The 23,529-nt window shown below is 73.0% G+C and carries 2 protein-coding genes; both read right to left on the bottom strand.

Annotation, left to right across the window (positions count from 1 at the left end):
• Positions 1-475: 475 nt before the first annotated feature.
• The gene (locus tag VGC13_RS23415) at positions 476-10,183 is read right to left on the bottom strand and encodes an amino acid adenylation domain-containing protein (protein WP_331127726.1); all 9,708 of its coding nucleotides are present in this window, start codon (positions 10,181-10,183) and stop codon (positions 476-478) included.
• A gap of 55 nt (positions 10,184-10,238) precedes the next feature.
• Complete coding sequence (locus tag VGC13_RS23410; RefSeq protein ID WP_331127725.1) at positions 10,239-23,519, bottom strand: amino acid adenylation domain-containing protein; 13,281 nt, start codon at positions 23,517-23,519, stop codon at positions 10,239-10,241.
• Positions 23,520-23,529: the final 10 nt, after the last annotated feature.

Here is a 23,529-nt window from a genome sequence, read left to right as displayed (position 1 = left end):
GGCGCCACGAGGGCGCTTCGGCGTGCACGGACTACGGGATCGGCCTGGATCGTGGGACGGACGAGCGGGACCTTGTACGGAGTTTGGTTGCGTGAATGGTATCGTAATCTTCCGAACTCGGTCTGTCAACACTGTACGTGCGCTCCGCTTCCATCGTGTTACGAAGCCGCAACGGCGAATTCCGATGGAAAGCCTGACTGCCGCAGGCCTCTTCGTCCTGCTACCGCCCGATGAGGCAGGGCAGCGAGACGCCAGGTTCACGATGATTTGCCCGCTGATTTGGAAAGAAGTCTTCCAATTGCCTCCCGGCCCACGGAATTCCCTCTGCTACCGTGGCGTGCGACTGGCGCTGGAAACAACGTTGGGGTACAGAGGGACAGAGAACGGCCAGAGGAACAGAGGACACCGGTCTTCCTCTGCTCCTCTGGCTTTTGTCTGTTCCTCTGTACCCCCTCGCTTTTCCCGGGATCGGAAGTCAGCTCGGACGCACGCGAAAGGCGCTGCGGTCGGTGGTGCTCATCCGGCGGATGGGCGGCGGCGCGGCGGCGGGCTCGGGCGCCTTGTCCGCCGCATCCACGCGCGCCGCCAGATCGGCCAGCACCGGCGCCTCGAACACGGCCCGCAACGGAAGCTCAACGCCCATGTCCCGGCGAATGCGCGCCATCATCCGCGTGGCCAGCAGCGAGTGGCCGCCCAGCTCGAAGAAGTTGTCCATCGCACCCACCCGCTCCACCTGCAGCACGTCGCGCCAGATTGCGCTCAGCGCCTGCTCCGTGGGCGTGCGCGGCTCCACGTACGCGTCCGACGCGTAGTCGGGCGCGGGGAGCGCCTTGCGGTCCAGCTTGCCGTTGGGCGTCAGCGGCAGCGCATCCACCTGCACGAACGCGCTGGGCACCATGTACTCCGGCAGCCGCGTCCGCAGGTGCACCCGCAGCGATTCCGCGTCCGCCTCACCGACGAGATAGGCGACGATGCGCTTTTCGCCCGGCACGTCCTCGCGCACGATCACGGCGACTTCGCGCAGGCCGCCGTGCGACAGCAGCGCCGCCTCGATCTCGCCCAGCTCGATGCGGAATCCGCGGATCTTCACCTGCTCATCCAGCCGCCCCAGGTAATCCAGCGTCCCGTCCGCCAGCCACCGCACGCGATCCCCCGTGCGGTACAGCCGCCCCGCGCCGAACGGGTTCTCCACGAACCGCTGCGCCGTCAGCTCCGGCCGGTTCAGGTATCCACGCGCCACGCCCGCGCCGCCCACGTACAGCTCGCCCGGCACGCCCACCGGCAGCGGTCGCAGCCCCGCATCGCACACGTACAGCTGCAGGTCGGGAATGCGGACGCCGATGGGGCTTCCGCCTCCTTCGAACACGTCCTCCCGGCTCAGGGGACGATAGGTGACGTGGACCGTCGTCTCGGTGATGCCGTACATGTTGATGAGACGCGGCTGATCCACTCCGCGCCGCTCCACCCACTCACGAAGCGAAGCCGGCTCCAGCGCCTCCCCGCCGAAGATCACGTTGCGCAGAGCGAGTTCCCCGCCCCGCTCCGCGTCCGCCCGGATGAACTGGCGGAAGGCGCTGGGCGTCTGGTTCAGCACGGTCACGCCTTCACGCTGGACGAGCGCATGGAAGGCGTCCGCATCGCGGCTCACATCCACCGGCACCACCACCAGGCGACCGCCGTACAGCAGCGCGCCCCAGATCTCCCACACCGAGAAGTCGAACGCGTACGAGTGGAAGAGCGTCCACACGTCCGTCGCATCGAACCCGAACCAGTGATCGGTGGCGGTGAAGAGCCGCGCCACGTTGCGGTGCTCGATCAGCGCACCCTTCGGCGTGCCGGTGGAGCCGGAGGTGTAGATGACGTACGCCAGGCTCTCCGGCGTGGCGCCGCTCGACGGGTTTTCGGCGCTCTCCGTCGCGATCGCCTGCGCCGCATCATCCAGACTGATGATCTGGATACCGTCTTGCGCCGGGAGCGTCTCGCGCAGGCTGTCCTGCGTCAGCAGCACGGGGACGCCGGCATCGGAGAGCGCGAAGGCGACGCGCTCGGCGGGATAGGCGGGGTCCAGCGGGACGTACGCGCCGCCGGCCTTGAGCACGCTCAGGATGGCAATCACCATCTCCAGACCGCGCTCCAGGAAGAGGCCCACGCGCACCTCCGGGCCGACGCCGCGCGCCACCAGGTGGTGGGCGAGGCGGTTCGCCCGCGCGTTCAGCTCCGCGTAGGTGAGCGACTGGTCTTCGAAGGTGACGGCGACCGCGTCCGGCGTCCTGGCGGCCTGCGACTCGAAGACCTGGTGGATGCAGTGGTCGGCGGGATACGCGGCGTCGGTGCGATTCCAATCATCCACCACCTGCCGGCGCTCCGCCTCGTCCAGCAGCGCGATCTCGGAGACGCGCACGCCGGCGCCGGCGGCAACCTGGTCTAGCACGCGCTCCAGGTGGCCCAGCATGCGGCGGATGGTGGACGCGTCGAACAGGTCGGTGGCGTAGGTCAGCGAGGCGGAGAACCCGTTGGGCAGGGCACCGATGGAGAGCGCCAGGTCGAACTGCGTCGTCTCGGCCTCGCCGCCCACCGGCGTCATCCGCAGCCCGGGCAGGCCCTGCACGTCGCCCAGGGCGTTCTGCAGCGTGAACGCCACCTGGAAGAGCGGCGCGTGGCTCATGCTGCGCTCGGGCCGCAGCTCGGCGACCAGCCGTTCGAAGGGGACGTCCTGGTGCTCGTACGCACCCAGCGTGACGTCGCGCACGCGGCGCAGCACCTCGCGAAAATCCGGATCGCCGCCCAGGTCGGTGCGCAGGACGAGCGTGTTGATGAAGAAGCCGATCAGCTCCTCGACCTCGCTGTGCGTGCGGCCCGCGATGGGGCTGCCGACCACCACGTCCTCGCTGCCGCCGTACCTGCCCAGCAGCACCTGGAACGCCCCCAGCAGCACCATGTAGAGCGTGGCGCCCTCGGCGCGCCCCAGCCGCTCCAGGCGCTGCAGCAGGTCCGCGGAAAGATCTACCCGCTCGCGCGCGCCGCGGTACGACTGCACCGCCGCGCGCGGCCGGTCGGTGGGCAGCTCCAGCAGCGTGGGCGCGCCGGCCAGCCGCGACTTCCAGTACGCCAGCTGCGCATCCAGCGCCTCGCCGCGCATCTGGTCGCGCTGCCACGCGGCGTAGTCGGCGTACTGCACCGCCAGCTCCGGCAGCGGAGACGCGCCGCCGCCGCAAAAGGCGCCGTACAGGGTGCCCAGCTCGCGCAGCAGCACGCCCAGGCTCCATCCGTCGCTGACGATGTGGTGCATGCACACCAGCAGCACGTGCTCGTCGCCCGCCAGCCGCAGAACGGCGGCGCGGAACAGCGGGCCCGCCTCAAGGTCGAACGGCCGCGCCGCGAAGTCGCGGGCGCGGACGCGGACCTCCGCCTCGCGCGCCGCATCGTCCAGCGCCGACAGGTCCTCCACCGGCACGGCGAAGCCGGAGAACGGCGCGATCACCTGCACCGCCGACTCGCCGGATTCGGTGAACGTCGTGCGCAGCACCTCGTGCCGCCGCACGATCTCGCCAAACGCACGCTCCAGCGCCGCCACGTCCAGCTCGCCAACGAGCCGCAGGGCGAGCGGGATGTTGTAGAACGGGCTTCCGCCTTCCAGCCGGTCCAGGAACCACAGGCGCTCCTGCGCGGACGAAAGCGGCAGTCCGCCGCCGCGCTGCACCCGGACGATGGGCACGAGCGGGGCGCGCGCGGCGCCGCGGATGGACGTCACCCGCCCGGCCAGCGCCGCCACCGTGGGCTCTTCGAACAGCGCGCGCAGCGGCAGCTCGATCCCCAGCACCTCGCGGACGCGCGAGACCACGCGCGTGGCCAGCAGCGAGTGCCCGCCCAGCGCGAAGAAGCTGTCGTGGATGCCCACGCGCTCCACGCGCAGCACCTCTGCCCACACCGCCGCCAGCATCTCCTCCACGGGCGTCCGCGGCGCCACGTACGCATCCGCGTCCGGCGCGTAGTCGGGCGCGGGGAGCGCCTTGCGGTCCAGCTTGCCGTTGGGCGTCAACGGCAGCGCGTCCACCGCCACGAACGCGCTCGGCACCATGTATTCCGGCAGCCGCGTCCGCAGGTGCGCCCGCAGCGGCTCCGCCTCCGCATTCCCCACAATGTAGGCGACGATCCGCTTCTCGCCCGGAACGTCCTCGCGCACGATGACGGCGGCTTCGCGCACGTCGGCGTGGTCCAGCAGCGCGCTTTCGATCTCGCCCAGTTCGATGCGGAAGCCGCGGATCTTCACCTGCTCGTCCAGCCGGCCCAGGTAGTCCAGCGTCCCATCCGCCAGCCACCGCACGCGATCCCCCGTGCGGTACAGCCGCCCCGCGCCGAACGGATTCTCCACGAACCGCTGCGCCGTCAGCTCCGGCCGATTGAGATAGCCGCGCGCCACGCCCGCACCGCCGACGTACAGCTCGCCCGGCACACCGACCGGCAGTGGACGCAGCCCTGAATCGCACACGTACAGCTGCAGGTCCGGAATCCGCACGCCGATCGGGCTCCCCGCGCCGTCGAACACGTCCTCGCGGCTCAGGGGACGATAGGTCACGTGGACCGTCGTCTCGGTGATGCCGTACATGTTGATGAGACGCGGCTGATCCACTCCGCGCCGCTCCACCCATTCGCGTAGCGACGCCGGCTCCAGCGCTTCCCCGCCGAAGATCACGTTGCGCAGAGCGAGTTCCCCGCCCCGCTCCGCGTCCGCGCGGATGAACTGGCGGAAGGCGCTCGGCGTCTGGTTCAGCACCGTCACGCGCTCACGCTGGACGAGCGCGTGGAAGGCGTCCGCGTCGCGGCTCACATCGAGCGGCACGACGACGAGGCGCCCGCCGTACAGGAGCGCGCCCCATATCTCCCACACGGAGAAGTCGAACGCGGACGAGTGGAAGAGCGTCCACACGTCCGTCGCATCGAACCCGAACCAGTGGTCCGTGGCGCTGAACAGGCGCGCCACGTTACGGTGCTCGATCAGCGCGCCCTTGGGCGTTCCCGTGGAGCCGGAGGTGTAGATGACGTACGCCAGGCTCTCCGGCGTGACGCCGCTGGATGGATTCTCGGCGCTCTCGGCGGCGATGTCGGCGGAAGCGCGATCGAGGCTGATGATCTCGATGCCGTCCTGCGCCGGGAGCGTCTCGCGCAGGCTGCTCTGCGTGAGCAGCACGGGGACGCCGGCATCGGAGAGCGCGAACGCCACGCGCTCCGCCGGATAGGCGGGGTCCAGCGGGACGTACGCACCGCCGGCCTTCAGCACGCCGAGGATGGCGATCACCATCTCCAGCCCGCGCTCCAGGAACAGGCCGACGCGCACCTCCGGGCCGACGCCGCGCGCCACCAGGTGATGCGCAAGGCGGTTTGCCCGCGCGTTCAGCTCCGCGTAGGTGAGCGACTGGTCCTCGAAGGTGACGGCGACGGCGTCCGGCGCCTTCGTGGCCTGCGCCTCGAAGATCGCGTGGATGCAGCGGTCGGCGGGATACGCGGCATCCATCCGGTTCCACTCGTCCACCACCTGCGCGCGCTCGGAATCGCTCAGCAGGGCGAGAGCCGAGATGCGCACGTCCGCATCATCCGCCACCTGCTCGAGCACGCGCTGCAGGTGGCCCAGCATGCGGCGGATGGTGGCGGCGTCGAACAGGTCGGTGGCGTACGTCAGCGAGGCGGCGGCCCCCTCGTCCAGCGCCCCGACCGCAAGCCCCAGGTCGAACTGGGTGGTCTCGGCCTCGGCCGGAACCACGTCCGTCGCCAGGCCGGGGAGCCCCTCGACGTCGCCCAGCGCGTTCTGCAGCGTGAACACCACCTGGAACAGGGGCGCGTGGCTCATGCTGCGCTCGGGCTGCAGCTCGGCCACCAGCCGCTCGAACGGCACGTCCTGGTGCTCGAAGGCGCCCAGCGTGGCTTCGCGCACGCGCCGCAGCACCTCGCGAAAGCCGGGATCGCCGCCCAGGTCGGTGCGCAGCACCAGCGTGTCGGCGAAGAAGCCGATCAGCGACTCTACCTCGCCCCACGTGCGGCCCGCGATGGGGCTGCCGACGACGACGTCCTCGCTCCCCGCGTACTTGCCCAGCAGCACCTGGAACGCACCCAGCAGCACCATGTACAGCGTGGCGCCCTCGCGGCGCCCCAGCTCTTCCAGCCGCTCCATCAGCGCCGCGGACAGCTCCACCCGCTCGCGCGCGCCGCGGTACGACTGCACCGGCGGGCGCGGCCGGTCGGTGGGCAGCTCCAGCAGCGTGGGCACGCCGGAAAGGCGGCCCTTCCAGTACGCCAGCTGCGCGCTCATCGCCTCGCCGCGCATCTGGTCGCGCCGCCACCGTGCGTAGTCGGCGTACTGCACCGGCAGCCCGGGAAGCGGCGAGCCAAGGCCGTCGCGAAAGGCGCCGTACAGCGCGGCCAGCTCGCGCAGCAGCACGCCCAGGCTCCACCCGTCGCTGACGATGTGGTGCATGCACAGCAGCAGCACGTGCTCGCCGTCGCCCAGCCGCAGCAGCGACGCGCGAAAGAGCGGGCCCGCCCGCAGGTCGAACGGCCGCGCCGCCGACTCGCGGGCACGCACGCGGACCTCCGCCTCGCGCGCCCCATCCTCCAGCGCCGCCAGGTCCTCCACCGGCACGCTGAAGCCGGTGAAGGGCGCGACCACCTGCACCGCCGCGCCGTCGACCTCCGCGAAGGTGGTGCGCAGCGCCCCGTGCCGCCGCACGATCTCGCCCAGCGCGCGCTCCAGCGCCGCCACGTCCAGCGCGCCCGCCAGCCGCAGCGCCAGCGGGATGTTGTAGAACGCGCTGCCGCCCTCCAGCCGGTCCAGGAACCACAGCCGCTCCTGCGCCGGCGAAAGCGGCGGATGCGACGGGCGCACGCGGTGGGCGCCGCGGTCCACGGCGGTCATCCGGCGGATGGACGGGAGCGCCGCGGCGGGCGTGGCCGCCGCACCGGCCGCATCCACGCGCGCCGCCAGGCCGGCCAGCACCGGCGCCTCGAACACGGCCCGCAGCGGCAGCTCCACGCGCAGGTCGCGGCGAATGCGCGCCATCATCCGCGTGGCCAGCAGCGAGTGGCCGCCCAGGTTGAAGAAGTTGTCCGTCGCGCCCACCCGCTCCACCTTCAGCACGTCGCGCCAGATCGCGCTCAGCGCCTGCTCCGTCGCCGTGCTCGGGGCGACGTACGCGTCCTCCGCCGCCGCGTACTCCGGCGCCGGCAGCGCCTTGCGGTCCAGCTTGCCGTTGGGCGTCAGCGGCAGCGCGTCCACCGCCACGAACGCGCTGGGCACCATGTACTCCGGCAGCCGCGTGCGCAGGTGCGCGCGCAACGGCTCCGCGTCCGCATCCCCCACGACGTAGGCGACGATGCGCTTCTCCCCCGCTACGTCCTCGCGCACGATGACGGCGGCTTCGCGCACGGCGTCGTGGTCCAGCAGCGCGCTTTCGATCTCGCCCAGCTCGATGCGGAAGCCGCGGATCTTCACCTGCTCGTCCAGCCGCCCCAGGTAGTCCAGCGTCCCATCCCCCAGCCACCGCACCCGGTCCCCCGTGCGATACAGCGTCCCCGCGCCGAACGGGTTCTCCACGAACCGCTGCGCCGTCAGCTCGGCACGGTTCAGATAGCCGCGCGCCACACCCGCACCGCCGACGTACAGCTCGCCCGGCACGCCCACCGGCAGCGGACGCATTCCCGCATCGCACACGTACAGCTGCAGATCCGGAATCCGCACGCCGATGGGGCTCCCCGCGCCTTCGAAAACGTCCTCGCGGCTCAGGGGACGATAGGTCACGTGGACCGTCGTCTCCGTGATGCCGTACATGTTGACGAGGCGCGGCTGATCCACTCCGCGCCGATCCACCCACTCGCGCAAGGACGCCGGCTCCAGCGCCTCGCCACCGAAGATCACGTTGCGCAGCGCCAGCTCCCCGCCCCGCTCCGCGTCCGCGCGGATGAACTGGCGGAAGGCGCTGGGCGTTTGGTTCAGCACCGTCACGCCTTCGCGCTGGACCAGCGCGTGGAAGGCGTCCGGGTCGCGGCTCACATCCACCGGCACGACGACCAGGCGGCCACCGTACAGCAGCGCGCCCCAGATCTCCCACACCGAGAAGTCGAACGCGTATGAGTGGAAGAGCGTCCACACGTCCGTCTCATCGAACCCGAACCACGCGTCCGTGGCGGTGAACAGCCGCGCCACGTTGCGGTGCTCGATCAGCGCGCCCTTCGGCGTTCCCGTGGAGCCGGAGGTATAGATGACGTACGCCAGGCTCTCCGGTGTAGCGCCGCTCGCTGGATTCTCGGCGCTCTCGGACGCGATGTCGGCGGAAACGCGATCCAGGCTGATGATCTCGATGCCGTCCTGCGCCGGAAGCGTCTCGCGAAGGCTGCCCTGCGTCAGCAGCACGGGGACGCCGGCATCGGAGAGCGCGAAGGCGACGCGCTCGGCGGGATAGGCGGGGTCCAGCGGGACGTACGCGCCGCCAGCCTTGAGCACGCCCAGGATGGCGATCACCATCTCCAGACCGCGCTCCAGGAAGAGGCCCACGCGGACCTCCGGCCCCACACCGCGCGCCACCAGGTGGTGCGCGAGCCGGTTCGCCCGCGCGTTCAGCTCCGCGTACGTGAGCGACTGGTCCTCGAACGTGACCGCGAGTGCGTCCGGCGTCTTCGCGGCCTGCGCCTCGAAGATCTGGTGGATGCAGCGGCCGGCGGGATACTCGGTTTCGATGCGGTTCCACGCATCGACCACCTGCGCACGCTCGGAATCGCCCAGCAGGGTGAGGTGCGAGAGAGGCGCGTCCGCATCGTCCGCGACCTGCTGGAGCAGGCGCTCCAGGTGGCCCAGCATGCGCTGGATGGTGGACGCGTCGAAGAGGTCCGTGGCGTACTCGGCGGAAAGGCGCAGCCCCTGCGACGTGTCGAGCACGCCCAGCGAAAGGTCGAACTGCGCCGAGGTGCGCTCGGCCGCCACCCCGATCAGCGGCAGGCCCGACGCGTCGCTCGCGGCCTGCGCGCCGTCCTGCAGGGTGAACATCACCTGGAAGAGCGGCGAGTGGCCCATGCTGCGCTCGGGCTGCAGCTCGGCCACCAAGCGCTCGAACGGCACCTCCTGGTGCTCGAAGGCGCCCAGCGTGGCTTCCCTGACCCGCGCCAGCAGCGCACGGAAGCTAGGATCGCCGCTCAGGTCCGTCCGCAGCACCAGCGTGTTGACGAAAAAGCCGATCAGCCCCTCCACCTCGCGGCGCGAACGTCCCGCTACCGGCGTTCCGACGACGATGTCGTCGCTGCCGCTGTACTTCGACAGCAGCACCCCGAACGCCGCCAGCGCCACCATGAACGGCGTGGCGCCCTCGGCCCTGCCCAGCGCGTGCAGCTGCTCGGCGAGTTCGGCGGACACCCACGTCCGCTCGCGCGCGCCGCGGTGCGACTGCACCGGCGGGCGCGGGCGGTCCGTGGGCAGCTCCAGCACCGCGGGGGCGCCGGCCAGCCGCGCCTTCCAGTACGCCAGGTGGCGCTCCAGCGCCGCGCCGGCCAGCTGCTCGCGCTGCCAGAGGGCGTAGTCGGCGTACTGCACCTCCAGCTCGGGCAGGGGCGACGGATCGCCCTGCCGGTACGCCCCGTACAGCGCCGACAGCTCGCGGAACAGCACGCCCATGCTCCAGCCGTCGCTGGTGATGTGGTGCATGTCCAGCAGCAGCACGTCCTCATCCCCCAGCCGCAGCAGCACGGGGCGAAAGAGCGGCCCCGCCGCCAGGTCGTACGGGGTGGACTCCAGCGCCCGCGCCCGCCGCAGCACGGCCTCTTCGCGCTCCCCCTGCGCCAGGTGCGACAGGTCCTCCACCGGCAGGGCGAAGCCGGCGAAGGGCGCCACCACCTGCACCGGGATTTCGGCCAGCTCGTGAAAGGTGGTGCGCAGCGAATCGTGCCGGCGGACGATCTCCCCCAGCGCGCGCTCCAGCGCGGCCGCGTCCAGGGCCCGGAAGCGGTACGCCGCGCTCACGTTGTAGGCGCTGGCCTGCTCGTCCAGCCGGTTCAGCAGCCACAGCCGCTCCTGGCCGGAGGAAAGGGGCGCGGGGCCGCGGTCCGCGCGGGGGCGAATGCGGTCCGCGTCTCCGCCGCTGGCCGCCTGCACCTTGCGCAGCAGCCGGTCCAGCCTGGATCTGGCGGGGCCCTTCGTCGTATCCATCATCAGTCCTGGTGCTGAAGCTCGTGGTGCCGTCGCGTTCCGTCCGGGCGCGGGATCATCCGGCCACCCCGGGCGCCATCTCTTCTTCGTCGTCCATCTCCATCAGCAGCGCCACCACGCGCTCCGTGTGCTCCGCGTACTGCGGATCGGTGGCCAGCAGGTGCGCCAGCTCGCCCACCGTTCCCTGCTCGAAGAAGGTGCGCACCGGCAGCTGCACGCCAAAGATCTCGCGGATGCGCGCCACCGTCCGCATGACCAGCAGCGAGTGGCCGCCCAGCTCGAAAAAGCGTTCCGCCACGCCCACCCGCTCCAGCCCCAGCACCTCGCCCCAGATCTCGGCGAGCACCTCTTCCACCGGCGTGCGCGGCGCCACGTACACGTCCTCCGCCGCCGCGTACTCCGGCGCCGGCAGCGCCTTGCGGTCCAGCTTGCCGTTGGGCGTCAGCGGCAGCTGATCGACGGCGACAAAGGCGCTGGGCACCATGTACTCCGGCAGCCGCGTGCGCAGGTGCGCCCGCAGCGGCTCCGCGTCCGCACTCCCCACCACGTACGCCACGATGCGCTTGTCGCCCGGCGCGTCCTCGCGCACGATGACGGCGGCTTCGCGCACGGCGTCGTGGTCCAGCAGCGCGCTTTCGATCTCGCCCAGCTCGATGCGGAAGCCGCGGATCTTCACCTGCTCGTCCAGCCGGCCCAGGTAGTCCAGCGTCCCGTCCGCCAGCCACCGCACCCGGTCGCCGGTGCGGTACAGCGTCCCCGCGCCGAACGGGCTTTCCACGAACCGCTGCGCCGTCAGCTCCGGCCGGTTCAGGTAGCCGCGCGCCACCCCCGCGCCGCCCACGTACAGCTCGCCCGGCACGCCCACGGGCAGCGGGCGCAGGTGCGTGTCGCACACGTACAGCCGCAGGTCCGGGATGCGAACGCCGATCGGGCTTCCCGCGCCCTCGAACACGTCCTCCCGGCCCAGGGGACGATAGGTGACGTGCACCGTCGTCTCGGTGATGCCGTACATGTTCACCAGCCGCGGCTGGTCGACCCCGCGCCGCTCCACCCATTCGCGCAGCGACGCCGGCTCCAGCGCCTCGCCGCCGAAGACCACGTTGCGCAGCGCCAGTTCCCCGCCCCGCTCCGCGTCCGTGCGGATGAACTGCTTGAAGGCGGATGGCGTCTGGTTGAGCACGGTGACGCCCTCGCGCTGCACCAGCGCGTGGAACGCCTCCGGGTCGCGGCTGACGTCCGTGGGCACCACCACCAGGCGCCCGCCGTACAGCAGCGCGCCCCAGATCTCCCACACCGAGAAGTCGAACGCGGACGAGTGGAAGAGCGTCCACACGTCCGTCGCATCGAACCCGAACCAGTGGTCTGTGGCGCTGAACAGGCGCGCCACGTTGCGGTGCTCGATCAGCGCGCCCTTGGGCGTTCCCGTGGAGCCGGAGGTGTAGATGACGTACGCCAGGCTCTCCGGCGTGGCGCCGCTGTGCGGGTTCTCCGCGCTCTCCGCCGCGATGGCGGAAGACGCGCGGTCCAGGCTGATGACCTCGATCCCCTCCTGCGCCGGAAGGGTGCCGCCCAGGCTGTCCTGCGTCAGCAGCACCGGCACGCCCGCATCGGCCAAGGCAAACGCCACGCGCTCGGCGGGATAGGCGGGGTCCAGCGGGACGTACGCGCCGCCGGCCTTGAGCACGCCCAGGATGGCGGCCACCATCTCCAGCCCGCGCTCCAGGAAGAGCCCGACGCGCACCTCGGGCCCCACGCCGCGCCGCACCAGGTGGTGCGCCAGCCGGTTCGCCCGCTCGTTGAGCGCGCGATAGGTGAGCGAGCGGCCCTCGAAGGTGACGGCGACCGCGTCCGGCGTGCGCGCGGCCTGCTCCGCGAAGATCTCGTGGATGCAGCGATCCGCGGGATACTCCGCGTCCGTGCGGTTCCACGCGTCCACCACCCGCGCCCGCTCGGCCTCCGACAGCAGGTCCAGGTGGGAGATGCGCACGTCCGGATCGTCCGAGACCTGCTCCAGCACGCGGTCCAGGTGCCCCAGCATGCGCTGGATGGTGGCGCGGTCGAACAGGGCCGTGCTGTACTCCAGGTTCCCCGACACCTCGCCGCCGTGCGCGGCCAGGGACAGGGTCAGGTCGAAGCGGGTGGTGGCCGCCTCGGCGTGCATGGGGCTGGCCTCCAGCCCGCGCAGGCCCTCGCGCGCGCCCTCCAGCGTCTGCAGGGTGAACATCACCTGCGCCAGCGGCGAGTAGCTCATGGAGCGCTCGGGCGAGAGCTCGGCCACCAGCTTTTCGAACGGCACCTCGTCGTGCTCGTACGCGCCCAGGGTGGACTGCCGCACCCGGCGCAGCAGCTCGCGGAAGCCGGGATCGCCCGAGGCGTCCGTCCGCAGCACCAGCGTGTTGACGAAGAAGCCGATGAGCCCCTCCACCTCGCCGCGCCGGCGGCCGGCCACGGGGCTGCCCACCACCACGTCGTCGCTGCCGCTGTAGCGCGCCAGCAGCACCTGGAAGGCGCCCAGCAGCACCATGAACAGCGTGGCCCCCTCCGCGCGGGCCAGCGCGTTCAGCCGCTCCACCCGTTCGGCGCCCAGGTGCACGGCCTCGCGCGCGCCGCCGTAGCGCTGCACCGCGGGGCGCGGGCGGTCGGTGGGCAGCTCCAGCAGCGCGGGGGCGCCGGCCAGCTGCGCCTTCCACCAGCCCACGTGCCGGTCCAGCACCTCGCCCCGCAGGTGGCGGCGCTGCCAGGCGGCGTAGTCGGCGTACTGCACCGGCAGCTCCGGGAGCGGCGACGGCGCGCCGTCCGCGAAGGCGGCGTACAGCACCGCCATCTCGCGGAACAGCACCTCCGTGCTCCACCCGTCGCTGACGATGTGGTGCATGCACAGGACGAGCACGTGCTCGTCCGCCGCCAGCCGCAGCAGCCGCGCCCGGAACAGCGGCCCCGCCGCCAGGTCGAACGGCCGCTCCGCCTCGGCGCGGATGGCGCGCCGTGCCGCAGCCTCGCGCTCCGCCGGCGGCAGCGCGGACAGGTCCTCCAGCGGGACCGGGAAGCCGCCGAAGGGCGCGACCACCTGCACCGCGCCGTCCTCCGTCTCGGCGAAGTGTGTGCGCAGCGCCTCGTGCCGCCGGACGATCTCGCCCAGGGCCTCCCGCAGCGCCTGGTCGTGCAGCGGCCCGGCCAGGCGGTGGGCGGCGTGGATGTGGTAGAATCCGCTCCCCCCCTCCAGCCGGTCCACGAACCACAGCCGCTCCTGGCCAAACGAAAGCGGCAGCGGCCGCGAGCGGTCCACCGGCACCACGGCCGGCGCCGCGGGCCGCCCGTCGCGCCGAAGCTCGGCGACGCGCTCCGCCAGCTCGGCCACCGTGGGGCCTTCGAACACCGCGCGCAGCGGCAGCTCCACGCCCAGCACCTCGCGAAGGCGCGAGACCACGCGCGTGGCCAGCAGCGAGTGGCCGCCCAGCTCGAAGAAGCCGTCGTGGATGCCCACGCGCTCCACGCGCAGCACCGCGGCCCACACCGCGGCCAGCACCTCCTCCACCGGCGTGCGCGGCGCGACGTACGCGTCCTCCGCCGCCGCGTACTCCGGCGCCGGCAGCGCCTTGCGGTCCAGCTTGCCGTTGGGCGTCAGCGGCAGCGCGTCCACCGCCACGAAGGCGCTGGGCACCATGTACTCCGGCAGCCGCGTCCGCAGGTGCACCCGCAGCGGCTCCGCCTCCGCACTCCCCACGACGTAGGCGACGATCCGCTTTTCCCCCGGGACGTCCTCGCGTACGATGACGGCGGCTTCGCGCACGGCGTCGTGGTCCAGCAGCGCGCTTTCGATCTCGCCCAGCTCGATGCGGAAGCCGCGGATCTTCACCTGCTCGTCCAGCCGGCCCAGGTAGTCCAGCCTCCCGTCCGCCAGCCACCGCACCCGGTCCCCGGTCCGATACAGCCGCCCCGCCCCGAACGGGTTCTCCACGAAGCGCTGCGCCGTCAGCTCCGGCCGGTTCAGGTAGCCGCGCGCCACGCCCGCGCCACCCACGTACAGCTCGCCCGGCACGCCCACCGGCAGCGGCCGCAGCCCCGCATCGCACACGTACAGCTGCAGGTCCGGAATCCGCACGCCGATCGGGCTCCCCGCCCCCTCGAACACGTCCTCCCGGCGCAGGGGACGATACGTCACGTGGACCGTCGTCTCGGTGATGCCGTACATGTTCACCAGCCGCGGCTGGTCGGCCCCGCGCCGATCCACCCATTCGCGCAAGGACGCCGGCTCCAGCGCCTCGCCGCCAAAGATGACGTTGCGCAGCGCCAGCTCCCCACCCCGCTCCGCGTCCGCGCGGATGAACTGGCGGAAGGCGCTGGGCGTCTGGTTCAGCACCGTCACGCCTTCGCGCTGGACCAGCGCGTGGAAGGCGTCCGGGTCGCGGCTGGTGAGATACGGCACCACCACCAGGCGCCCGCCGTACAGCAGCGCGCCCCAGATCTCCCACACCGAAAAGTCGAACGCGGAGGAGTGGAAGAGCGTCCACACGTCCGTCGCGTCGAACCCGAACCACGCGTCCGTCGCCGTGAACAGCCGCGCCACGTTGCGGTGCTCGATCAGCGCGCCCTTGGGCGTTCCCGTGGAGCCTGAGGTGTAGATGACGTACGCCAGGCTCTCCGGCGTGGCGCTGCTGGACGGATTTTCGGCGCTCTCCGCGGCGATCCCGGCGGAAGCGCGATCCAGGCTGATGACCTCGACCCCGTCGTGCACGGCGAGCGTGTCGCGCAGGCTGTCCTGCGTCAGCAGCACGGGCACGCCGGCGTCGGAGAGCGCAAAGGCCACGCGCTCCGTGGGATAGGCGGGATCCAGCGGCACGTACGCGCCACCCGCCTTGAGCGTGCCGAGGATGGCGACCACCATCTCCAGCCCACGCTCCAGGAACAGGCCCACGCGCACCTCGGGCCCCACGCCGCGCGCCACCAGGTGGTGGGCAAGGCGGTTCGCCCGCGCGTTCAGCTCCGCGTACGTGAGCGACTGGTCCTCGAACGTGACGGCGACCGCGTCCGGCGTCCTGGCGGCCTGCGCCTCGAAGACCTGGTGGATGCAGCGGTCCGCGGGGTACTCCGCATCGACCCGGTTCCACTCCTCCACCACCTGCGCGCGCTCGGCATCGCCCAGCAGGTCCAGGGCGGAGATGCGCACGTCCGCATCGTCCGCCACCTGGTCCAGCACGCGCTCCAGGTGGCCCAGCATGCGCTGGATGGTGCGCGCCTCGAACAGGTCCGTGGCGTACTCCATGGCGCCGTAGATGCCGCGCTCGTCCGCCGCGAGAGAGAGGGCCAGGTCGAACTTGGCCGATCCCATGTCCGCGCCCAGCCCCTCCACCCGCAGGCCGGGAAGCTCGCCGCCGCTGCGGTCGGCGTTCAGCAGGGCGAACGACACCTGGAAGAGCGGCGCGTGGCTCATGCTGCGCTCGGGCGCCAGCTCGGCGACCAGCTTTTCGAACGGCACCTCCTGGTGCTCGTACGCGCCCAGCGTCATCTCGCGCACCCGCCGCAGCACCTCGCGGAAGGTGGGGTCGCCGCCCAGGTCCGTCCGCAGCGCCAGCGTGTTGGCGAAAAAGCCCACCAGCTCCTCCACCTCGCGCCGCGTGCGCCCCGCGATGGGGCTGCCCACCACCACGTCTTCGCTCCCCGCGGACCTCCCCAGCAGCACCATGTACAGCGTGGCGCCCGCCCCGCCGCCCAGCGCCTGCAGCCGCGCCAGCAGCGTCGGGGAAAGGTGGACCGTCTCGCGCGCGCCGCGGTGCGTCTGCACGGCGGGACGGGGATGGTCCGTGGGCAGCTCCAGCAGCGTGGGCGCGCCCGCCAGCTGCGCCTTCCACCACGCCAGCTGCCGGTCCAGCGCCTCGCCCCGCAGCTGCGCGCGCTGCCACGCCGCGAAGTCGGCGTACTGCACCGGCAGCTCCGGCAGGGGCGATTCCCCGCCCCGCAGGTACGCCGCGTACAGCGCGGAAAGCTCGCGCAGGATCACGCCCAGGCTCCACCCGTCGCTGACCGCGTGGTGCATGCAGGTCAGCAGCACGTGCTGGTCGTCCGCCAGCCGCAGCAGCCGCGCGCGGAACAGGGGCCCGGCCGCCAGGTCGAACGGCCGCGCGGCGAAGCCCGCCGCCCGCCGGGCGACCTCCGCCTCGCGCTCGTCATCCACCAGCCCGCCCAGGTCGTCCGCCGCCAGCGCAAAGCCGGCGAAGGGGGCGATCACCTGCACGGGGCCCCCGCCGGACTCCCGGCCCGGCTCGCGGAAGGTGGTGCGGAGCGACTCGTGGCGGCGGACGATCTCGCCCAGCGCCCGCTCCAGCGCGGCCACGTCCAGCGTGCCCGTCATCCGCAGGGAAAGCGGCAGGTTGTAAAAGGCGCCGCCGCCCTCCAGCCGGTCCAGGAACCAGAGCCGCTCCTGCGAAAACGAGAGCGGCAGCTCGCCGTCGCGCGGCACGCGCACCACCGGCGGCAGCGCGGGGGCGCCGTCGCGGCGCAGCGCGTCCACCCGCTGTGCCAGCTGGGCCACCGTGGGCCCCTCGAACAGCGCGCGCAGCGGCAGCGCCACGCCAAACGCGTCCTGCACGCGCGCCAGCAGACGCGTGGCCAGCAGCGAGTGCCCGCCCAGGGCAAAGAAGTCGTCGTGGATGCCCACGCGCTCCGTGCGCAGCACCTCGGCCCACAGCCCCGCGACCAGCTCCTCGGCGGGGGTGCGCGGCGCGGTCGGCACGGCGCCGTCCGCCGCGGCCGGCTCCGGCTCGGGAAGGGCGCGGCGGTCCAGCTTGCCGTTCTGCGTCAGCGGAAGCCGTTCCAGCCGCACGTACGCGGCGGGGATCATGAACTCCGGGAGCAGCGCCCTGAGGTGCGCGCGCAGCGCCGGCCCGTCCACCTCCGCCGTCTCGGACGCGGAGACCCACCACGCCACCAGCCGCCGGTCGCCGCCGGCCGCGTCGCGCGCCAGCACCGCCGCCTCGCGGACGGCGGGGTGCGCGGCCAGGGCGCTTTCCACCTCGCCCAGCTCCACGCGGAACCCGCGCACCTTCACCTGCTGGTCCGCCCGGCCCAGCGGCTCCACCTCGCCGTCGGGGCGGTAGCGGCCCAGGTCGCCGGTGCGGTACAGGCGGTCGCGCGGGTCGCCGGTCCACGGGTTGACGAGGAAGCGCTCCGCCGCCAGCGCGGGGTCGTTCAGGTAGCCGGCGGCCAGGTGCGGCGAGCGCATCCAGATCTCGCCCACCTCGCCGATCCCCGCGACCGCTCCCGACGCGCTGCGCACCAGCAGCTGCACGCCGGGAAGGCCGCGGCCCAGCGGGATCACTTCCTTGGGCTCGGCGGCCGCGTCCACCTCGTGGTACGACACGGCGCGCTGCGTCTCGGTCGACCCGTAGTAGTTCACCACGTTCAGCGCGGGCGCCAGCGCCGTGAGCCGCGCCACGTCGGCGCGGCGCAGCACGTCGCCCACGAAAAAGGCGCGGTGCAGCGTGGGGATGCGCTCGCCCTCGGCCGCGTCGGCCAGCAGCTGGCCCATGGCCGGCGTCAGGTGGGCCACGGTGATCGCCGCCTCGCGCATCCACCGGGCAAGGTAGCCGGGGGTGCCCACCTCGTCCGGCAGCGGCGCCACCACCGCCGCGCCGGTCTGCAGCGGCGTAAAGACGTCGCGGTGCAGCGGGTCGTGCGCCAGCCCGCTCAGCAGGCTGTAGCGGTCCGCCGCCCCCAGCCCGAAGCGCTGCGCCAGCCACGGGGTGAAGTGCGTGAGCGACGAGTGGCGCCCCATCACCGCCTTGGGCGTCCCCGTGGTCCCCGAGGTGAACGACAGGTACGCCAGCGTGTCCGGCCCCACCTCCACCGACACGGGGGATGCGGACGACGCGATGCCGTCCACCTCTTCCGCCGCCCGGCCGTCGCGGGGATGGAGGACGAGGGTCGTCCGGACCGTCTCCGCCAGCAGCGCCGCCACCTCGCCGGGGAGATCGGCCGCGGCGGCAAGGTGCAGGTGCGCGGCGGGGCGCGCGATGCGGACGTAGTCGCCCAGGCGCGCGGCGGGATACGCGGGGTCCAGCACCAGGAACGCCGCGCCGCTCTTCATCGTCCCCACCAGCGCGCGGACCAGCGCCGCGCTCCGGTGGCCGGTGATGGCCACCACCCCGCCCACCCCCACCCCGGCGTCCGCCAGCGCGCGGGCGACGCGGTCCGTGGCGGCGTCCAGCTCGGCGTACGTCCAGCGCTCGCGCGGGTCCTCCACGGCCAGCGCGTCCGGCGTGCGGCGCGCCTGCGCGGCGAACACCTCGTGCACCGCGCCGCGCCAGGCGGCGTCCAGCGGCGCGGAGGGGTCCGGCAGCACCGCGCGCGCCTCGTCCGTCGCCAGCGCCAGCGCGCCGATGCGGGTTTCCGGCGCCTCCGCCGCCTGCCGCAGCACCCCTTCCAGCTGCGCCAGCAGCTCGCGCATCCGCGGCGCGTCGAACAGGTCCGCCGCGTACACCAGGCGAACGTCGATCCCCTCGTCCGTCTCGTGAACGTACAGCGTGAGGTCGAACTTGCTGGTGATCTCCGTGGCCTGGTCGGCCACGTCCACCCGCAGCCCGGGGATGGACAGCTCGCCGCCCCCGAAGTTCAGCAGGTTCAGCATCACCTGGAACACGGGCGCGTGCGCCAGGCTGCGCTCGGGGCGAATCTCTTCCAGCAGCCGCTCGAAGGGGAGGTCCTGGTGCGCGTAGGCGGCCAGCGTGGCCTCGCGCACGCGGCCCAGCAGCTCGCGGAAGGTGGGATTTCCCGACAGGTCGGTGCGCAGGGCCAGCGAGTTCAGGAACAGGCCGATCATGCGGTCCGTCTCGGCCCGCGTGCGCCCGGCGATGGGGGTGCCGACGACCACGTCCTCCTGGCCGGCCAGGCGCCCCAGCACCACGTCCAGCGCGGCCAGCAGCACCATGAACAGCGTGCCGCCCTCGCGCCGGGCCAGCGCCTGCGCGCCCGCCGCCACGGCGGCCGGCACCACCCGCCGCTCCACGCCGCCGCGGTGGGTTTCCAGCGGGGGGCGGGGGCGGTCGGTGGGCAGCTCCAGCAGGGCGGGCGCGCCGTCCAGCGTGCGCCGCCAGAACTCCACCTGCCGCTCCAGCGCCGCGCCCGACAGCCGCTCGCGCTGCCACGCCGCGTAGTCCGCGTACTGCAGCGCCGGCGCCGGCAGCGGCGACGGCTCGCCGCGCGAAAAGGCCCCGTACAGCGCCGACAGCTCGTCCGCCAGCACGCCGATGGACCAGCCGTCGCCCACCACGTGGTGCAGGTTCAGCAGCAGCAGGTGCTCGTCGTCCGCCAGCCGCACCAGCCCGGCGCGGAACAGCGGCCCCCGCGCCAGGTCGAAGCGGTGCGCCGCGCCGGCGGACACCAGCCGCGCCGCCTCGGCCGCGCGCGCGTCGTCCGCCAGCCCGCGCAGGTCCGTCACCGGCAGGTCGAACTCCGCCGGCGCGGGGCCGACGCGCTGCACCGGCACGCCGCCCACCGCGGGGACGGCGGTGCGCAGCGGCTCGTGCCGGCGCACCAGCTCCGCCAGCGTGCGGCGCAGCGCGTCCGGGTCCAGCGCGCCCGTCAGGCGCGAGGCAAAGGGGATGGCGTAGACCGGGCTCCCCGGGTCCAGCGCGTCCACGAACCACAGCCGCTCCTGCGCGAACGACACCGGCAGGTCGCCCCCGCGCGGCACGGGAACGATGGGCCCGGCGTCCGCCGCGCCGCCCGCGCCCCGCAGCCGGTCGATCTCCGCCGCCAGCTGCGCCAGCACCGGGTGCTCGAACAGGGCGCGCAGGGGAAGCTCCACCCCCAGGTCGCGCCGCACGCGCGAAACCACGCGGGTGGCCAGCAGCGAGTGCCCGCCCACGTCGAAGAACCCGTCGCGCGCGCCGACGCGATCCAGGCGCAGCGTCTCGGCCCAGATCCCCGCCAGCACCTCTTCGGTGGGCGTGCGGGGCGCGACGTACGCGTCCGCCGCCGCGGCCAGGTCCGGCGCGGGGAGCGCCTTGCGGTCCAGCTTGCCGTTGGGCGTCAGCGGGAGCGTGTCCATGAACACGAACGCGCCCGGCACCATGTAGTCCGGCAGCCCGCGGCGCAGCGACGCCCGCAGCGCCTCCGCGTCCGCCGCGCCGGCCACGTACGCCACCAGCCGCTTCTCGCCCCCGTCCTCGCGCGCCACCACCACGCAGTCCACCGCGCCCGCCTGCCGCAGCGCCGCCTCGACCTCGCCCAGCTCGATGCGGAAGCCGCGGACCTTTACCTGCTCGTCCAGGCGCCCCAGGTACTCCAGCGTTCCGTCCGGCAGCCAGCGCACCTTGTCGCCCGTGCGGTACATCCGCGCGCCCGCCTCCGCCCCGAACGGATCGGGAACGAAGCGGCCGGCGGTGAGCGACGGGCGGCCCAGGTAGCCGCGCGCCACGCCCGCGCCGCCCAGGTACAGCTCGCCCGGCACGCCGATCGGCACCGGCCGCAGCGCCCCGTCCAGCACGTACGCCTGCGAGTTGTGGATCGCGCGGCCGATGTTCGCCCGGCCACCCGGCCTGCGCAGCGTCCACGTGCTGTACGTGGTGTCTTCCGACGGGCCGTACAGATCGTACACGTGTTCGAGGGTGCCCAGCGCGTACAGGGCATCCACCACTTCCTGCTTCAGCGGCTCGCCTGCGAGATTGACCGTCCGCACACCCGCCGGAATCCCGCCGCTCTTCAGCAGCGCGGCGATGGCGGAGGGAACGGTGTTGATCAGCCGCACTTCATCCCGCGCGGCGGACGCGGGGAGCGCCAGCGCGTTGTCCACAATGACCACTCTTCCGCCACGGCTGAGTGGGACGAACAGCTCGTAGATCGAGAGGTCGAATGCGATGGAGGTGGACGCGAGCACGCCATCCAGTTCATCCGCCGAGTACACGCTCCACGCCCAGCCCAGGAGCGCGGCGGCGTTGCGGTGCTCGATGGCGACGCCCTTGGGGACGCCCGTGCTGCCGGAGGTGTAGATCAGATAGGCAAGATTGCGCGGCGCGGCCTTGCTGGCGGGATTCTCCGCGGGCTCGATGGAGATCGCGTCCCGCGCGGCATCCAGGCGGATCACCTGCACGCCGTCGCGCTCCGGCAGCACGCCGCGAAGGCGGTCCTGCGTCAGCAGCACGGCGACGTCCGAATCCGCCAGCATGAACGCCAGGCGATCCGCGGGATAGGCGGGATCGAGCCCCACGTACGTGCCGCCGGCCTTGAGCACGGCCAGGATGGAGACCACCATCTCCACCCCGCGCTCCAGGCAGATGCCCACGCGGGTCTCCGGCCCCACGCCCAGCCCGCGCAGGTGGTGCGCAAGCCGGTTGGCGCGCTCGTTCAGCGCGCGGTAGGTGAGGGAGTCGTCCTCGAACACCAGCGCCACGGCGTCGGGCGTGCGCTCCACCTGCGCCTCGAACAGGGGGTGGATGCAGCGCTCCGCGGGATACGCGGCCTCCGTGCGGTTCCACTCGTCCACCACCTGCGCTCGCTCGGCCTCGCCCAGCAGGTCCAGGGCGGAGATGCGCACGTCCGCATCGTCCGCCACCTGCTCCAGCACGCGCTCCAGGTGCCCCAGCATCCGCGCGATGGTGGCGCGCTCGAAGAGGCTGGTGCCGTACTCCAGCACGCCGTGCAGGCCGTCCCCTTCGCGGCTCAGCACCAGCGACAGGTCGAACTTGGTGGTCTCCAGCTCCGGGTCCACCCCGCGCGTGCGCAGGCCGGGAAGCAGGGACTCCGCATCGTCCCCCCCGCCGTTGCGCAGGGTGAAGAGCACCTGGAAGAGCGGCGCGTGGCTCATGCTGCGCTCCGGCTGCAGCTCCGCCACCAGCCGCTCGAACGGCACCTCCTGGTGCTCGTACGCGGCCAGCGTGGCGGCCCGCACCCGCCGCAGCACGCCGCGGAAGTCCGGATCGCCGCCCAGGTCCGTCCGCAGCACCAGCGTGTTGACGAAAAAGCCGATCAGCGCCTCCACCTCGGCCCGCGTGCGGCCCGCGATGGGGCTGCCGACGACCACGTCCTCGCTCCCCGCGTACCTGCCCAGCAGCACCTGGAAGGCGCCGAGGAGAACCATGTACAGCGTGGCGCCCTCGCGCCGGCCCAGCGCCTCCAGCCGCTCCGTCAGCCGGGCGGAAAGCGCCACCGGCTCCCGCGCGCCGCGGTACGCCTGCACGGCGGGACGGGGATGGTCCGCCGGCAGCTCCAGCAGGGCGGGCGCGCCGGCCAGCTGCTGCTTCCAGTAGGCGATCTGCCGGTCCAGCGCCTCGCCGCGCAGGTGCGTGCGCTGCCACGCCGCGAAGTCCGCGTACTGCACCGCCAGCGCCGGCAGCGGCGACTCGCCACCGTCCACGAACGCGCCGTAGAGCGCCGCCAGCTCGCCGAAGAGCACGTCCAGGCTCCACCCGTCGCTGACGATGTGGTGCATGCACAGCAGCAGCACGTGCTCGCCGTCCCCCAGCCGCAGCAGCGACGCGCGGAAGGGCGCGCCGGCGGCCAGGTCGAAGCGCCGCTCGCCGTCTTCGCGCGCGCGGCGGCGCACCTCGGCCTCGCGCACGGCATCGTCCAGCGCGGACAGGTCGTCCACGGCCAGCGCAAAGCCGGCGAAGGGGACGACCGACTGCACCGGCGCGCCGTCCACCGCGCGGAAGGCGGTGCGCAGCGACTCGTGGCGGCGGATGACCTCGCCGACGGCGCGCTCCAGCGCTAGGGCGTCCAACGGCCCGGAGATGCGCAGCGCGGCGGGGATGTTGTAGAACGCGCTCTCCGCCTCCAGCTGGTCCAGGAACCAGAGCCGCTCCTGCGCGAACGACAGCGGCAGCGGCCCGTCACGCTCGACGGGGACCACCGGCGGCAGCTGGGGATGGCCCGCGCGGCGAACCCCGTCCACCCGCTCCGCCAGCTCGGCGATGGAGGGGCCCTCGAACATCGCCCGCAGCGGCACCTCGGCGCCCAAGGTCTCACGGATGCGCGAGACCACGCGCGTGGCCAGCAGCGAGTGGCCGCCCAGCTCGAAAAAGCTGTCGCGCACGCCCACGCGGTCCACGCGCAGCAGCTCGGCCACGATCCCCGCCAGCACCTCTTCGGTGGGCGTGCGGGGCGCCACGTACGCGTCCTCCGCCGCCCCGAACGCCGGCGCGGGGAGCGCCCTGCGGTCCAGCTTGCCGTTGGGGGTCAGCGGCAGCGCCTCCATCGCCACGAACGCCGACGGGACCATGTAGTCCGGCAGGCTGCGGCGCAGCGCCGTGCGCAGCGCGTCCGCGTCCGCGCCGCCGACGACGTAGGCCACCAGCCGCTTTTCGCCCGCGTCCTCGCGCGCCACGACCACGCAGTCCGCCACGCCCGCGCGG

Source organism: Longimicrobium sp. (assembly GCF_036399255.1).
In the GTDB taxonomy this organism is placed as follows: domain Bacteria; phylum Gemmatimonadota; class Gemmatimonadetes; order Longimicrobiales; family Longimicrobiaceae; genus Longimicrobium.
This window is presented reverse-complemented; position numbering and strand designations above follow the sequence as displayed.

Excerpts from the sequence above, each read along its gene's own strand:
- VGC13_RS23415 (WP_331127726.1), bottom strand. The coding sequence starts at position 10,183 with ATGGATACGACGAAGGGCCCCGCCAGATCCAGGCTGGACCGGCTGCTG.